Source organism: Trinickia sp. NRRL B-1857, from assembly GCF_050470685.1.
GTDB lineage: Bacteria > Pseudomonadota > Gammaproteobacteria > Burkholderiales > Burkholderiaceae > Trinickia.
Map to the genome: position 1 here is coordinate 928,605 of NZ_JBFLUK010000001.1, position 16,903 is coordinate 945,507.

The 16,903-nt window shown below is 65.7% G+C and carries 3 protein-coding genes and 1 pseudogene; all 4 read right to left on the minus strand.

Features of this window, described 5'->3' with window-relative positions:
- Window positions 1-194: 194 nt before the first annotated feature.
- Window positions 195-1,274 (minus strand): annotated as a pseudogene (locus AB1286_RS04120) (lysine N(6)-hydroxylase/L-ornithine N(5)-oxygenase family protein); the annotation flags it as partial.
- A 30-nt stretch (window positions 1,275-1,304) separates the two neighbouring features.
- A complete protein-coding gene (locus tag AB1286_RS04125) occupies window positions 1,305-2,369 on the minus strand; it encodes a GNAT family N-acetyltransferase (protein ID WP_430362065.1) in 1,065 nt (354 codons plus the stop codon).
- A complete protein-coding gene (locus AB1286_RS04130) occupies window positions 2,366-7,117 on the minus strand; it encodes an amino acid adenylation domain-containing protein (RefSeq protein WP_430362066.1) in 4,752 nt (1,583 codons plus the stop codon). Before AB1286_RS04130 ends, AB1286_RS04125 begins: the two co-directional genes overlap by 4 nt.
- Before the next feature lie 56 nt (window positions 7,118-7,173).
- On the minus strand, window positions 7,174-16,893 hold the full coding sequence (locus AB1286_RS04135) for an amino acid adenylation domain-containing protein (RefSeq protein ID WP_430364981.1): 9,720 nt from the start codon (window positions 16,891-16,893) through the stop codon (window positions 7,174-7,176).
- Window positions 16,894-16,903 lie beyond the last annotated feature (10 nt).

Genomic DNA, 16,903 nt, shown 5'->3' on the forward strand with positions numbered 1-16,903 from the left:
CAGGCGAGGACCGACAGCAGCGTGTCGCTGAGCCCGTGCGTATCCTCGCAACACCCTTGCAAGTAAATGCGCGGCTGGAAGTGCTCGCCCGTTTGCAAGCGGTACTCGCGCGTCACGTCGCAGCTTGCAGGCGAAGCGCCGAGCGCATCGGCCAGTCCTTCCAAGAGCGCCCAATGACCGTCGCGTCGATAACCCGTAGCCAGCACGACGGCATCGAAGCGTTCGACCGATCGCTCGGCATCTACTGCGCTGCGCAGGAGCAACTCGATTTCGCCGCCCGCGCTTGCGCTCGAATCGATGCGTCGCGCCGAGTCGATCGATGCATTGGCGATCAATCGGTGGCGCGCGTCCCCACGTACGCGCTGCATATAGAAGAGTTCATAGATCGATTCGATCAGCGGGCGATCCACGACCGAATAGTTCGTACTCCTGAACGCATCGAGCGTCGCGCGTCGGGCGTCGCGCGGTTGCGCGTAGACGATGTCGGTAAAGGACGGATTGAAGATCTCGTTGACGAACGGACTATCGTCGGCGGGCCGCAGCGCGGGCGCGCGCATGATCAATGTGGCGTCCACGTGAGGGAAACGGCGCGTCAAATCGACGAATACCTCGGCGGCACTCTGACCGCCGCCGATCACGGCCACCCGTTTGCGCACGGCCCCGTCGCCCACCAAGCGGCCGATCGAGGACAGGTAAGCCGACGAATGCACGAGCGCCGGATCGCGCCGCGACGCGAGCGAGGCGAACGGCGCAGGCACCGCCGGCGCTCCGCCGATCCCGATCGACAGCGCATGCGCGTTGCGGGCCCGCGCTTGCCCCGATGCATCGGTCGAATGCACGCGCAAGTGCGTGACGACACGACGATCGACAGGATCGAGGATGGGTTCGATCGACGTGACGTTCTCTCCGTAGCCGACCAGATGATCGAAGCCGCGTGCCACCCAGCGCAGATAGTCTTCGAATTCGACGCGCGTCGGATAGAACTGCTTCAAGTTGACGAAGTCCTGCAAGCGTCCCTGCTCGAACAGGTAGTTCACGAACGTGAAACGGCTCGTCGGATCGCGCAGCATCGCAAGATCTTTTAGAAACGAAATCTGCATGCGGCTATCGTCGAGCAGCATGCCGCGATGCCAGCCGAACTCGGGCTGACGTTCGAGGAACGTCGTTCGCAACGGCGTTGCCCTCTCTTCTTGCGCCAAGCGCACGGCCAAGGCGAGATTGGATGGACCGAAGCCGACGCCGATGAGGTCGTACGCCTCGTCTCGTTTGGTCATGACAGTTCTCCTAGTCAAGATGTTTTTCCGTCAGATGGGCCGCGCATCGAAGAAGGACTCGCGGAGGGTGCGCATTAATAGCGCGCGCTTATGCGGAAAATCGAACGGCCGCACTGCGGCGAAGCCGTGCTCGCGCAGATAAGCGATCATGCGAACGTTGTCGTGGCGCGGCTCGCAGACCACCGCTTGCGTACGCGGATCGTCGAGAAACAGGTAATGCACGAGCGACGGCAGCCACGCGGCTACGCACCGCGCCCCGCGCCAACGCGTTTCACCGACGAGCATGTGCAAGCCGCGATCGTGTTCGCCGGGCTCGGCGAAGGGCGAGATCCGATCCTCCTTGGCCCAATACGCCTCGAAATAGCCGAACGGCTCGTCGTCGAAAGCGCCGATCAACGGATGCACATGGGGCGACGCCAATTGACGTTCGAGGTAAGCACGGTGCGCATCCAGTTCGCCCGCCTCTCCCCAGAACAGATTCACGCGAGGCTCGTTCAGCCAGCCGTGGAGCAAGGCCAGATCGGACTCGATCGAGGCGGTTCGCAGCGTGAAACGGTGGCCGAATGCGGGAAGCTCGCGGGTATAGACGATGCCGTCGCGGTAAGGCGCGCGGCGCGGATGGCGAACGCCGCCGGTCATCTCGTAGCTGAGCGCCGTCGGCGGTAGCTGAGCGGCCTGGGTCAGCCATAGGTCGGGCTGCTGCGACCATGTCTCGCGTAGACATAGCCCATCCGAGGTCAATACGCCGCAACGGCGCAACGCATCGAGTGCGCGAGGGCTTAAGCGCTCTGTGTCGAGGCGCACTGCGCGGCACGCACGATCGGCCGCGAATGCCCCCGCTAATGCGGCCAACAGCGCCGGATGCTGTATCGCATGGTCCGCCGCGTCAGCCCAAGTCAGTTGGGCAAGTCCGCCTTGCGGTTGCCACCGCGCGTTCAACACAGTCGCTTCCGCCGATCTCTCGCTTCCCGTAGCGACGGTTCGATTCACGGTAAGCGTCTCGCCGGCCCATGAGACGGCGAGTTCAGGCGTGCCTTCCATCCCCGAAAACACGATCGATAGGTTCGCTTCGGACAACCGATCTTTCTTATTCATTGCTGTTCCATGTGTGCCGAGCCCACCGTCGAAGCGGCGAGAATCGCCTTCGTCACACGCGCCGCCGGTTGGTCGGCCAGTTGCTCGACGGCGACCGTGTAAACCTTTGCGAGACGCCGTGCAAAAACCGCATCGACTCGCTCGTGAGCAAACGACAATGCACCGCGCAAATTTCCTTGGGTGTCTTCGGCAATATCGAGCTCGAGTTCGAAGAGCATGCGGCGGCGTATGTCGTTGAACGGTGCCGCTCGAACGGCGCCCCATTGCATCGGCTCGGCCTCGGCTCGGACGTAGTTGAAAAGCGCCGCCAGCAGCGGATGGCCGTCGCCGCCCTCCTCGCGCATCGCACCCAGCACCGTCGTGAGCGGCGTCGCCATATGTTCGTAGGCCGAGAGCGTCGCGTCGCGCACCGCCGCCACGACATCGCGCAGCGTCGCGTCCTCGCGCATCCGAGTGCGCACGATCAACGTTTCGACGAACAGGCCCATCTCGTCTCTATTGCCGGCGTCTCGATTCGACGCGAGCACGCCCACGGGCTGATCGAGCACGGCTAGCTCGCGTGCCAACGCGATGTTCAGCGCCGCATGCATGAGCATCGGCAACGTCGCTTTGGCGGCTTGCGCGCACGCCCTTGCGCGATCCACGACCGCGCGATCGAATGCGAAGGCGATACGCGTCGCGGCCCAGCCCCCCATCGATTCGACTGATACGGGCTGTGTCGGCTGCGGTAGCCGCAACGGCGCGGCGTCGAGCAACTGCCCGCGCCAATAGGCTATGTCGCGTTCCGTGGATTCGCCCGTATCGGGCGCGGTGCTCGTTAGGCCGGCGACCGGACCCGCATCCGGTACCGTGCGTGCGATCGCTGCCCCCTCGATACCGACGCAATAGGCTTCTCGCAACGCGTCGAGCCACAGTGCGATCGACTGACCGTCGGCGCAAACGTGATGAACGACCAGCGACAAAACATGGTCGTCATCGTCGAGACAGATCAAGCGTGCCCGCCACAGCGGTGCCCCGTTCATTGCGAAGGGACGCAATGCATCTTCATCCGTCCAACGCCGTGCGTACGCCACTCGGTCTTGTTCGTGACCCTGCCCGCGTAGATCGTCGAAGACGAACTCGACGGACGCCGACGCCGCCACGACGAGCCGCGGATGCGCTGCATCGACAATGCCCGTGCGCAAAGCCAAAAATCGTCGAGCAGTCGTTTCGAGCGTCTGTTGCAATGCCGAAACATCGAACGGCCCGGCTAGCCTCATCGCCACCGCGATGTGATGCGAGGCCGTCGTGGGCGCGGCACGCCATAGGAACCAAAGCGCGGACTGCGCATGGGAGAGGCGTCCGTCCTGCTCCGGCTGTCGAACCGCATGCGCCGTAGAAGAGTCCGATTCGACGCCTCGCTCGCTAGCCACGCGCGACGCCGCCGCCTTCACCCGCAGCGCGTATGCGGTAAGCGTCGGCGCCTCGAACAGCGCCCGCACGGGCACGTCCTTGCCGAGCCGCTCGGCCACGCGCGCCGCGACTGCAACCGCTTTCAGCGAATGGCCGCCGACGGCGAAGAATTCGTCGTCTCGACCGATGCGATGAGTACCGAGCACCTCGCACCAGATCTGAGCGAGCGCCGTTTCGATACCGGGCGCCGGCGCCTCGAAGCGTCGCTCGCGCGCCTCGGGCGCCGGCAGCGCGGCCCGATCGATCTTGCCGTTGGGCGTGCGCGGCAGCCGCCCCAAGACAAGCACGCGCGACGGCACCATGTAATCGGGCACGACGCCCCGCAGGTAAGCGCATAGCATGTCGCCGTCCACCAGCGATGCGGCACCGAGCGGCTCGACATACGCCAAGAGCTGAGCGTCGCCCGCAGTACCGCGGACAAGCGCAATCGCATCGCGCACGCTCGGATGAGCGATCAACCGCGACTCGATCTCGCCGAGTTCGATGCGCAAACCGCGCAGCTTGACCTGATGATCGATGCGGCCGATGAACTCGAACACGCCGTCGGCGCGGCGACGCACGAGGTCGCCCGTCCGATACAAACGCGTCCCCGGCTCGCCGAACGGATCGGGCACGAAGCGCTCTGCGGTTAGCGCCGCGCGGGCGTGATAACCGCGGGCAACGCCGAAGCCGCCGAGATAGAGTTCGCCGACCGCCCCGATCGGCAATAGGCCCATGCCGGCATCGAGCACGTGCGCCGTGCGTGCACCGACGGGCGTGCCGACCGGCAGATAAGCCGACCCCTCGGTGACCGGCGCCTCGTCGCCGCTGTCGATCATCCACAGGAGCGGCGTGACCACCGTTTCCGTCGGGCCATAACCGTTGACGATACGCACGCGCGGGAACGCTGCGCGTAACGTCGCGCAGGCTTCGAGCGACGTGGCCTCGCCGCCGACGGTCAGCGACCGCAACGAAGCCGGGGCACCATGACGCGCTGCCCATTGCGCGAGTTGCAACGCATAGCCCGGGGTGAACGCGGCGACCGTGATCGATTCGCGCGCAATCGTCGAAAGCGTCTGCTGCGGCGACCACAGTGCATCGTCGCTAAGACGCACCTGAGCGCCCGCGGCAAGCGGCGCCATCCAACATTCGTGTGCGCCATCGAAATTGATCGACGCGACGTGCAGCACGCGATCGCCGTCGCGCATCCCGTAACGAGCGGCAATCGCCTCGCAGTGCATGGCGATCGCCCCGTGTTCGACGACCACCCCCTTGGGCGTGCCCGTCGAGCCCGATGTGTAAATCAAATACGCCGCTTGCCGCGGATGCGGTATGGCGTTCACGACAACCTCGTCGTCCATCGATACGTCGCACTGCGCCATATCGTCGAGCAACCATAAGCGCATCCGCGGGCGCAACGGCAACTTGGCCGCGTGCTCGGTCTGCGTCACGACAAAATCGATTCGCGCGTCGTCGACGATATGCGCGGTGCGGTCGATCGGATGCGAAGGATCGAGTGGAACGAACGCCGCGCCCGCCTTCAAAATCGCAAGCAAAGCCACGATCAGCTCGACCGAGCGCCCCAGCGCGATACCCACGCGCACTTCGGGGCCTACGCCGGCTCGCATCAATTGCCGGGCAAGCGCGTTGGCCCGCGATTCGAGCGCGGCGCGCGTCAACCTCACCGAGGAATCGGCGAGGGCCCACGCCTGCGGCTCGGCTTTTGCGAGCGCGGCGAGCCGAGCGTGAATCGGCACGAACGCCGACGCTTGCACCGCGACTTGCTCCGAGATGGGTGCCGCAGCGCCGTTACATCCATCGATTTCGCGCCGGTCTTCGTCCGTCAGCCATTCGAGATCGCCGATCGCGGTCTCGGGTGCCGCAAGCGCATTCGTCAACCAATGCGTATACCGGCTGGCGAAGCGCTCGATCGTTCGCGCATCGAAAAGGTCTACCGCATAGACGAAGGCCGCATCGAAGGCGTCGTCCTCGCGAGCCTCGAAACCCATCGCCAAGTCGAACTTCGCGTAGCACAGGTCGGTGGGCAGCGACATTGCACGCGCGCGTCCGAACCGAGGCAGCGGCTGCGCCGCGCCGTAGGTCGCCATCATTTGAAACAACGGATGGTGGCTCGCATGACGAGTTGCGCCCAACGCCTCGATAACCTGATCGAGCGGCACCTCTTCATACGACTGCGCATCGACGAGTGCGCGCTGAACCTGATCGACGAGCACATCGAATCGGCCCCGCGGCACCACATCCACCGGCACGACCACCGTATTGACGAAACAGCCGACCAGGCCGACCGTTTCCGCGCGGGCCCGATTCGCCGCGGGCACACCGATCTGGATGCGCCGCTCACCGCACGCTCGGGCGATCAGCGCCTGCAATGCGGCGAGCAAGACCGCGAAGGGCGTCGCTCGTCGAGCTTGGGCTAACGCACGCACACGTTGCCCCAAGGTGGCGTCGAGCACGAAGTGGTGGCGCGCGCCTTGCGCGTCGCGCTGCATCGGCCGCGGACGAGAACCGGGCAGCGAAAGCGCGCCGGCCGCCGGATCCAGGCACTGCCGCCAAAACGCCAACTGACGTTCGCTCTCGCCCGCTTCGAGCCACTGCCTTTGCCATTGCGCGTAGTCCGCGTACGAAATCGGTAGCGCAGGCAGCAAAGACGATACGGACGCATCGCCGTTCGACGCGAGCAATGCCGCGTAGAGCGACGACAACTCGCTAAGCACGATATCGACCGACCAGCCGTCGGCCGCGATGTGATGGATCGTCACCACGAGCCAATGCAAGTTCGGCGAAAGGGCGATCAAGTGTGCGCGAAGCAACGGGCCGCGCGCGAGATCGAAAGGTTCGGCCTCTTCCGCGCGAGCGATGTCAGCCGCAGCGCGCGCGGCATACTCCGCACGCTGACCGCTCACGTCGCTCATGTGCCACGGACACAGGGCGCATTCCACGACATGCTGCTCTAGCCCGCCGCCGGGCGACTCCACAAAGCGTGTGCGCAACGCCTCATGGCGTGCGATCAACGCATCGAATGCACGCTGCAATGCGCCACGATCAAGTTCTCCGTCCAGTTGCAGACGCAAGGCGATGTGATAGGCCGCCGGCTCGTCGATCAAGCGCGCATGCAGCCAAATTCGCGTCTGCGCATACGACGCGCGCGAGACAGCCGGCACCACGCCGGCCGGGATCGGCAGCAAGCGAAAGTCGATGCCCGCATCGCGCAACTTGCCGACGAAGCGTGCGCGCTGTTCGGTCGGCAGCCGAGCGAATCGCTGCGCGAGTGAGGACAGCTCGGCCTCGGAAGGCATTGGCCGAAGCGGCGGCGTATTGTTTGATAGTGAATTCGTCATCGAATACCCTCGCCTCAACTCGCTTCGAGTTCGTCGAGCAATGCGCCGATCGTTGCGTACGCATCGCCTTGCCCTTGCCGTTCGCGCGCGGACAACTCGGCGTCGATCAAAGCCGCGCACCGTTCGAGCGTGCGGGCCTCGAACAGCGCACGCAGCGGCAAGGCCAACGACCACCGGCGATTCGTCCTTGCATGCGCGGCCGCTGCGAGCAGCGAATGTCCGCCCAGCAAGAAGAAGTCGTCGTGTCGGCCGATTCGGTCTAGGCGCAGCACTTGCGCCCAAATCTCGGCCAGCACCCTCTCGGTCTCGCTGGCCGGCGCGGCGAATTCGGCCTCGGTGGCCGGCGACGGCAAAGCCGCCCGATCGCATTTGCCGTTCGGCGTAAGCGGAAGCGCGTCGAGTTCGATCAAATGCGCGGGGACCATGTAGGCGGGCAAATGCGCTTGCAGCCTTGCGAAGACATCGTCTCGGTCGAGCCGAGTCGATGCCGCACGTACGACATAGCCGATCAGTTGTTCCTCGCGCACGATCACGACGGCATCGTCGATGCCGGGCTGCGCGCGCAACACTGCCTCGATTTCACCCGGCTCGATGCGCTGTCCGCGCAATTTCACTTGCTGATCGGCGCGCCCCAGATACTCGAGTGCACCGTCCGGTCTACGCGTCGCGAGATCGCCCGTGCGATACAGTCGTCCGCCCGCCGAGAACGGGTCGGGAACGAAGCGCTCCGCCGTTAGGGCCGGTCTGCGGTGATAACCGCGCGCCAGCCCCGCGCCGCCGAGATACAACTCGCCGACCGCCCCTTGCGGCACCGGCTGCAACGCTGCATCGAGTACGTGGAGCTGCGTGTTGGCGATCGGGATTCCGATCGGCACGTTCGCGGTGCCGGACGACGAAGCCGCATCGCAGGTCCAATGCGAGACGTCGATCGCAGCCTCTGTCGGACCGTAAAGGTTATGGACGACGGCGTGCGGCATCAATGCGTTCGCCTTCGCGACGAGTTCGCCGGGCAGCGCTTCCCCGCTCGACGCGATCCGTACGAGCGAGCTGCAATGCGACGCCGCGCCGAACGATTCGAGGTGCGATAGAAATGCGGCAAGCATCGACGGCACGAAGTGGATCGTCGTGACGCCGAGCGTTTCGATCTCGTCGATGAGTCGCGCCGGCTCTCGATGGGCGCCGGGCGCCGCGAGCGCCAAGGTCGCGCCGGCCGAGAGCGGCCAGAGAAATTCCCAAACCGACACGTCGAAGCCGAACGACGTCTTTTGCAGCACGACGTCGTTGCGCGTTAGCGCATAGGCCTGCTGCATCCAAGCGATCCGATTCGCGAGTGCTCGATGCGTGTTGCCGGCGCCTTTCGGGTGCCCTGTCGAGCCCGACGTATAGATCAGGTAGGCGAGTTCGTCGGTGGCGGTCTCGGCCGCATCGATGCGCAACGGCCCGGCAGGCTCCGGCGACGACAGCGGCAAATCGAGCGCATCGACGCAATACAGCGCGACGCCGCCATCGGCCGCGGCCGGCGCCACGCGATCGAGCAACGCGCGCTGTGTCACGACGCATGGGGGCCGCGCGTCATCGAGCATGTAGGCGATTCGCGCCGGCGGATAGTCGGAATCGATCGGCAGCCATGCCGCACCGGTTTTCATGACGGCAAGCAAAGCGACGACCATCTCCGCCGAACGCGTCAGGCAAAGCGCGATCGGCGTATCGGGCTTCGCGCCGGCCGCACGCAACGAAGCCGCCACGCGATTCGCGCGCGCGTCGAGTTCCGCGTACGTCATGCGCCGCGGCGGCTCGCCGGGAGGCGCCTCTTCATCGCGCCAGCGCAATGCCGTGGCGTTCGGATGCGCGGCCGCCTGCCGCTCGAACTGACGATGTAACGGTGCGCGTTGCCGCTCGGGCCATACGCGCGACGTCGCGTTGCATCGAGCAAGCCGCGCGAGATCGTCCTCGGCCGCAATGCACACGCTGCCGAGCGGCGCTTGCGCATCGGCCACGAATGCCTCGATGCATCGAACGAACGCGCCATGCAGCGCTTGAACGCGTTCGTCGGTGAGCCGCGCGCGATCGAATCCATAGTCGATCGCAAGCCGATCGCCCGCTTGCACGACGAGCGTGAGGGCGAAGTCCGTCGCATCCACGTTACGCGTATCAGAAAAGCGCAACGCGTCGGCGCCTAGGCTCGACCAAGCTTCGTCGACGGGGTAGTTCTCGAAGACGATCAACGTATCGAACAAGGCGGAACCGGTACGGCCGGCCCAGCGTTGAATCTCGAACAACGGCGTATGCGCATGCTCCGCGCATGCCGCACTTTCGCGTTGCAGGGCCGACAGCCAATCGGCGATTCGTACGTTCGGCGCCGGCGTGGCGACGACCGGCACTGTGTTGATAAACAAGCCTAGCGTGGCGTCCACCTCGGGCAACGCCTCGGGACGGCCGGCCACCGTCGCGCCGAAGGCGACGGTACGCTGATTCGTCATGCGTTGCAGCGTCAGCGCCCAAGCGGCCTGCACGACGGTGTTCAGCGTCACATGCGAGCGCCGGGCGCACGCAACGACCGCTTCGGTGACCGACAGGTCCAGTTGCGCATGCCATCTTCCATAGCGGCTATCGACGGACGATGAAACGACCGGGGCGGCCACGAGCGTCGGGCCGTCCAGACGCGCCAACCGCTCGCACCAGAACGCCCGGTCGCTCGCCTCGTCACGCCCGGCGAGCCAAGCGATGAAATCGCGATAGCGCGTGCCACGTCCCGTCCGAAACTTCGGGGCTTGCGTCCCTTGTGCATACTCGCGCAGCACTTGCGCGAACAAGCTGGCCGTGCTCCATCCGTCCAGCAGCAAATGATGGCGCGTCCAGACGAGCCGCCACACGCACTCGTCGATCCGGATCAAAGTCAGGCGCATCAGCGGCGCGGCGGACAGCGCGAACCCGCGCGCGCGATCCGCCGTCAGCCATTGCTCGAAATCGGCGTGTGGAGCATCGCGCCAGTCGAGCACTTCAACCGGCAGTACCGCACGCCGATGCACGACCTGAAGCGGGGGGTCGATCTCGGACAGAAAGCTCGTGCGCAAAATGTCGTGCCGGCTAATCGTCCGCTCGAATGCGGCCGCCAAGGGCTCGACGTCTGGCGCGTCGAGCGTGGCGACGAGTTGGTTCACATAGGTCGATTGCTCGGGCGCCAGCAGCGATTGAAACAAGATGCCCTGCTGCATCGGCGAAAGCGGGTAGACGTCGTCGATGGCGCGCCAGTCCAACCGCGTGGAGTCGATCGTCGCCTGCGTCAGGCCGGCATGCTGCGCCAGCGGAAAATCGCCGGGTGTCGCACCTCCGCCTTCGGCCGCTACCCGATTGCGACAAGCTTGCACGAGCGACGCCAGCGCCTGCTCGAAACGTCCGGCCAGCGCGTCGATACAGTCGCTGTCGAACACCTCGGCGCTATAAACCCAATGGATGCACAGCATGCGGGTTTCGTCGACGAATGCATGCACGGCTAGCGCGTTAGCCATCGGCCCTGCGGGATCGCGCTCGCAGCCGACGCCGCCGAAGCGCGCCGCAAAGCGCTCGCCTCGCACGGCTTCGAACCGGCCCAAATAGTTGAATGTGACGCGCGGCCGCGGCAAAGCCGCCAACTGGGCGCGCGTTGCCTCGTCGCCGAGATGGCGCAACACACCGAAGCCCAAGCCACGATTCGGCACGGCACGCATCGCGTCCTTGACTGCCGTCAGCGTTTGAACGAGCGAGGCACCGATCGGCAAAGCCATCGGATAGTGGCTGGTCAACCACCCGAGCGTGCGGCTCGCATCGACGTCATCGAACAACGCCTCGCGCCCGTGGCCCTCGAGTTCGACGAGGCATGACCCGCTCGAGCCTTCGTCGCCGAGCGCATGAGCCAATGCGGTCAGCAAGAGGTCTTGCGTCTGCGTGCGCCAGGCTAGATTGGCGTCGGTCAGCAATGCTTGGGTCAATTGGGCCCCCAAGCCGCGCACGAGCGTACGCGCCGTCTCGTTGCTCGGCCGCGTCGTATCGCCCGCCGTGGCCCACGGCTCGCGCGCGCCGCGCGGCAACGCCGCGACCTTATCGCGCAGCATGAGCCAGTATTCGAGTTCCTGCGCGAACGCAGGCGTTGCGCGCTTCAGACGGGCAGCCCACGCCGGCGCGCCGGTCGACGATGCCGGCAGACGCACAGCAACGTGATCCAGTGCCGCCTCGTACGCCGTAGACAGATCCTCAAGAACGATGCGCCAAGAAACGCCGTCGACGATCAAATGATGAATCGCGACGAACACCCGTAGGCCGCCGTCGGCCAGCGTCGCGACGAGCGCGCGCACGAGCGGGCCGCGCGCCAGATCGATCCCGCGCTGGAGCGCATCGAAACGCGCCAACGCATCTTCATGGTCGCGCGCGTCTTGAACCGAGAGCGGCAGCACATCGAATGCGCTAGCTTCGTACCAGGTGCGCCATCCGCTGCCCTGACGCGATCCCTTGGCGAAGCGCAGGCGAAACACGTCGTGGTGCGACAACACGCTGCCGAGCGCCTGCGCGAACGCATCGACGTCGAACATGCCCTGCGGCTCGAGTTCGACCGACTGATTCCAATGATGCGGTTGCGGGACATCGAGCGCGAAAAAGCGGTGCTGCGCCGGTGTCCATTGCGCGACTTCGGCGCCTGTGCGCTCGTTCGTCGGGACCTTGGCAGCCGCGTTGCCGTCGCTCGACCGGCTCGAATTCAGCACGGCCACGTCGGCCAGTTGCGCAAGCGTGGGATGATCGAACAGTTGTTTCGGGGTGAAGCGGATCCCGGCTTTGCGCGAACGTGCGATGACCTGCAAAGCGATGATCGAATCGCCGCCGAGGGAGAAGAAATTCTCGTCTCGACCCACGCGATCGAGGCGCAAGACGTCCTTCCACACCTGTGCGAGCGCACTTTGCACCCCCTCTCGCGGCGTGTCGAACGAGCTGGCGTTCTCGCGCGCCGGGGCTTTGGCGAGTTCGCGCAAGCACGCTCGATCGACCTTGCCGTTAGGCGTCACGGGCAACGTATCCAAAACGACGATCGATGCCGGCACCATATAGTCGGGCAAACGCTCGGCCAAGCGCGCGCGAAGCTGCGCTCCGTCGATCTCGCGTACGTCTCCAGGTCCGGCGTAGTCGAGCGCCGCGAACGCTACGAGGCGAGTGCCTCGCTCATCTTGCACGGCCAGCGTTTCGGCTTGCATGACCGCTTCGATTTCGACGAGGGCGGCGCTCACTTCGGCGGGCTCGACGCGATAGCCGCGAATTTTGACTTGATCGTCGAGCCGGCCGGCCCATTCGATAACGCCGTCGGCCCCGATCCGGGCACGGTCGCCCGTACGGTAGAGGCGTGCACCCGCTCCGCCGGTGGGGTCCGGCACGAAGCGTTCCGCTGTGGCCGAGGGACGCGACGCGTAACCGCGCGCGAGCCCCGGGCCGCCAAGGAACAATTCGCCGTACGCTCCCGGGGGAACGGGCGCCCCCGAAGCATCGAGCACGCAAGCCCGGACGTTCGGCAATGGCCGCCCCGTCGGTACGAAAGCCCGTCCGGGATGTCCCTTGCCCGCCTCGAATTCGAGCGTCAGCGCACCGACCGTCGCCTCGGTCGGTCCGTAATGATTGACGATCCGGCAGCCCGGTTTGAGCTCGCGGATCTGTATGGCGAGCGCCTGCGGCAACGGCTCGCCGCCGACGACGAGCGCATGGCTCGGCAACGCATCGGCAGGACGCTGCGCCTCGAGTAGCGCACGCAAGTGACTCGGCACGATTTTGAGTACGCCGACATCGCGGCTACGCATCGCATGCGCGAATCGATCGGCGTCGAACGCGCAACTGGGCGACAGCAAATGCAACGTGCGGCCCGCGCACAGCGCGCCGAACAGCGTCGTATGGCCGAGGTCGGCCGCGACCGTCGAGACCATCGCCATGCTCGCGCCGGGTTCGAAATCGAGCGAGGCCAGCATGCCTTGGACATAATCGGCCAGCGCGCGGTGCGATACGATCACTCCCTTCGGCGCGCCGGTGGAGCCCGACGTGAAAATCACATATGCCGCTCGATCGGCGTTGCTCGCCTTCGTGTTCAAAACGTACGATCGCGCGCTTCGCCGCCCCTGTGCCTCCAAATCCGACAGGCGGATCGACGCCACCGGCAGGCTTAGCCATGAAGGCAAAGACTCTGCAACGATCAAGCAATGAGGCGAACACGCGGCGACGCACTGCGCCACGCGCGCGAGCGGTGCCGCCGGATCGAGGGGCACCGCCGCCGCACCGGCCTTCATCGTACCGAGCAACGCGACGACGAAATCGACGGATCGCTCGATGCCGAGCCCAACCGCGCATTCGTCGCCGATGCCGCGTTCGCGCAGCGCCTGCGCCACGGCCGACGAAGCCGCGTCGAGACCGGCGAACGTCAATTCGCCCAGGTCGTCCGACACAGCCATGCGCTCCGGCGTCTGCGCCACATGGTGAGCAAATGCGTCAAGGACGCAGACGAATTCGAATGCCGACGAAGGCCCCCTCAACATCACCGAAGCCGGATCGCCATGGCACTCGAGCGCCGCAACGGGCGTCGACGGCGCGCGCACCGCGTGTTCGACGAGTGCGACGAAGCTCTCGAGCCAGTTACGGCCCGTGACGTCGTCGATGCAATCGGTGGCCCACGCCGCGACGAGCTCGATGCCGGCTGGATCGTCGGTGAAATCGATCGCGAAATCGAAACGCGCGGCGTGGTCGGGTCCCGGCGTTAGGCGCGCCGTCGCGCCGGGCAAGTCCACGCGCTCGTCGTAGACGAATTGCTGGGCGAATTTCACGCGCAGCCAATCGGTGCCGCGCCGCACCGGCGGTGCGACCGCATCCAATACCTCATCGAACGGTACGTCGCAATGCTCGTAGGCACGCAGCGTCGTCTCGCGAACCTGCGCGAGCAAGGCCGAGAACGCCGCGCGCGGGACGACGCCGGCCCGCAGCGCAACCGTATTGACGAACAGCCCCACGAGCGACGCCAAATCGGCCTGGCGACGATTCGCCACGGGCGCCGCGACGACGATATCGGTCGTCCCCGTCAATCGATACAGCCATGCGTGCAGCGCTGACAACAAGACGATGAACGTCGAGGCGTGCGTTTCGCGCGCGATCGAACGGATGGTGCGCGAAACGATGGGACTGAGCCGACGCGTCGCCCGCGCGCCGCGCAGCGATCGTTCGGCGGGGAGCGCGCGATCGACAGGCAGCGCCAGTGCGCCCGGCGCATCGGCAAGCGCGCCGCGCCAGTATGCGAGTTGACCGGCTCGTGCGCCACCGTCCAGCCAGCGAATCTGCCGACGAGTAAAATCGGCGTACCTCAGCGGCAACGCAGGCCACGCCGGCTCGCTGCCCTCGCAAAACGCGCGGTATGCTTGGGCCAGTTCGCCGAAGACGATCCGCGACGACCAGCCGTCGCCGATCGCATGGTGCAGCGTCAGCATCAGGCAATGCCGATGCTCGCTCATCGTCACGAGCGCAGCACGCAACAACGGCCCGCCCGTAAGGTCGAACGGCAGGTCGGCCCACTCGTCGGCCATCGCGCGGGCACGTGCCTCGCGTTCGCTCTCGTCGACGCCGCGCAAATCGATACATTCGATCGGCAAGTCGCGATGCGCGTACACGCGCTGCACGACGTTGCCGTCTTCGTCCTCGGCGAGCGTCGTCCGCCACACATCGTATCGCCGCACGAGCGCCGCGACGGCGCGCGATAGCGCTGTGAGGTCGATGCGTCCTTCGATATGCCAGTGTGCCGCGATGTGATACGCGTGAGCGGCATTGCCGATGCGTGCCAGAACCCAAAAACGCCGCTGGGCAAGCGATGCGGGATGCTCGACGTAGGCACCGTGATAGGCGTCGCTTTCGCTTTCGTCATGTTCAGCGCCGACAGCGGAAGGCTCTTCAACTAGACTCGAATGCTGCTTCGCTTCATTACTCGCGCTCGATGCAACGAGGGTCGTCAGTTGCTCGAGCGTGCGGTCGTCGAATAAGACGGTAAGGGGCAATCGCACGCCCCACTCGGCCTCAATTGCGCTTTGCACCTGCATCACGCCGATCGAGTCGCCGCCGCGCAGGATGAATCGATCGTCAAGCCCGATCGCCGCACCCCCGACGATCGCGTGCCAAATGCGCGCGAGCGTCACGGCCGTGGTTTCGCTCGGCGCGCGATATGCGACATTCGGGGACCGCGTATGAGCGAGCGCGAGCAGCGCTTGCCGATCGAGCTTGCCGCTCAGCGCCCGTGGCAGCGTATCGAGTGCGATCGTACGCGCAGGCATCCATGCTTGCGGCAGGCGGTTGGCCAAGTAAGCACGCAATTGCGCATCGTCGATCGGCGCCTGCGCAGCGAAGAATGCAATCAAGCGCACGTCTCCGTTCGACTTGTCCGAAAGAACGGCCGCGTCGCGAACGTTCGGATAAGCGAGCAACGCCTGCTCGATTTCGCCTGGCTCGACGCGAATGCCACGAACTTGCACTTGGTCGTCGAGGCGACCGAGATAATCGAAGGCCCCATCCTCGCGCGACCGCGCGAGGTCGCCCGTGCGATAGACACGGGCGCCCGCGATACCGGCCTCGTCGGGAACAAAACGTTCGGCTGTCAGTGCCGGCCGGCCGTGATAACCGCGCGCCAAGCAGACGCCGCCAAGCAGCAGTTCGCCCGCCTGCCCTTCGCCATCGGCACCCGCCGCGACGCGGGCCGACCTGGGCCCGATGGGACGCCCGATCGGCAACGAGGCGGAACCCAGATCTTCGACGACCTCATTCGCGTCGATCGGCCATAGCATCGGCGAGATCACCGTTTCGGTCGGACCGTATCCGTTGATGAAACGAACGCCCGGAAACGTCGCTCGCACCCGTTCGAAGCGGTCCCCCGCCATCGCCTCGCCGCCGAACGCGAGCACGCGTAGCGCGCTTGGCACGCCCGACTTCGCCGCCGCATCGGCGAACGCTTGCAGGTACGCCGGCGGAAATGCGGCGACGGTCACGCGTTCGCGCGCCATGAGTTGCAATACCGCCCGCGGTTCGAGCGGGCCGCGCCCCGTGATGACGATGCTCGCGCCCGCGGCCAACGGTGCGAGCCAATATTCATGGGCGAGATCGAAGCTCACCGATGCGAAATGCAATACGCGATCGGACTCGTAGATCGGATAGGCGGCAATGACCGCGTCGCAATGCGCCGCAAGGGGACCCTGCTCGACGACGACGGCCTTCGGGGTGCCGGTCGAGCCCGACGTGTAAATCAAGTAAGCCGCCGTATGCGGATGTGTTTCGTCCATCGCGATCGGCGTCACCGTCGCGTCGAGCGCGCAGCCGACACCGATGCAAGGCACCCCACCCAAGAACGCGCCCTCATCGCCCGATCCCACAATGCAGAGTCGGACGTCGGCATCGCGCGCCATCCACTGCAAACGCTCGACCGGCAGGCTCGGATCGAGCGGCACGAACGCGCCGCCGGCTTTAAGCACGGCGAGCAACGCCACGATGAGATCGCAGGAACGCTCGACGCACACGGCCACGCGCGTTTCGATGCCCACGCCGTGCGAACGCAAGACGGTAGCGAGGCGCGCGGCGCGCAGATCGAGTTCGCCCCGGCTCATACGCGCCGTGTTCGGGTCGAACGAGGCGAGCGCGGGCGCATCGGGGTCGAGACGCGCGAGGCGATGCAAGCGATGGTGCAATGCGGTCGGGAAGGTCGTCATGGGCATCAAG

Coding starts and splice junctions, on each gene's coding strand:
- AB1286_RS04125 (WP_430362065.1), bottom strand. CDS start 2,369: ATGAATAAGAAAGATCGGTTGTCCGAAGCGAACCTATCGATCGTGTTT.
- AB1286_RS04130 (WP_430362066.1), bottom strand. CDS start 7,117: ATGCCTTCCGAGGCCGAGCTGTCCTCACTCGCGCAGCGATTCGCTCGG.
- AB1286_RS04135 (WP_430364981.1), bottom strand. CDS start 16,893: ATGACGACCTTCCCGACCGCATTGCACCATCGCTTGCATCGCCTCGCG.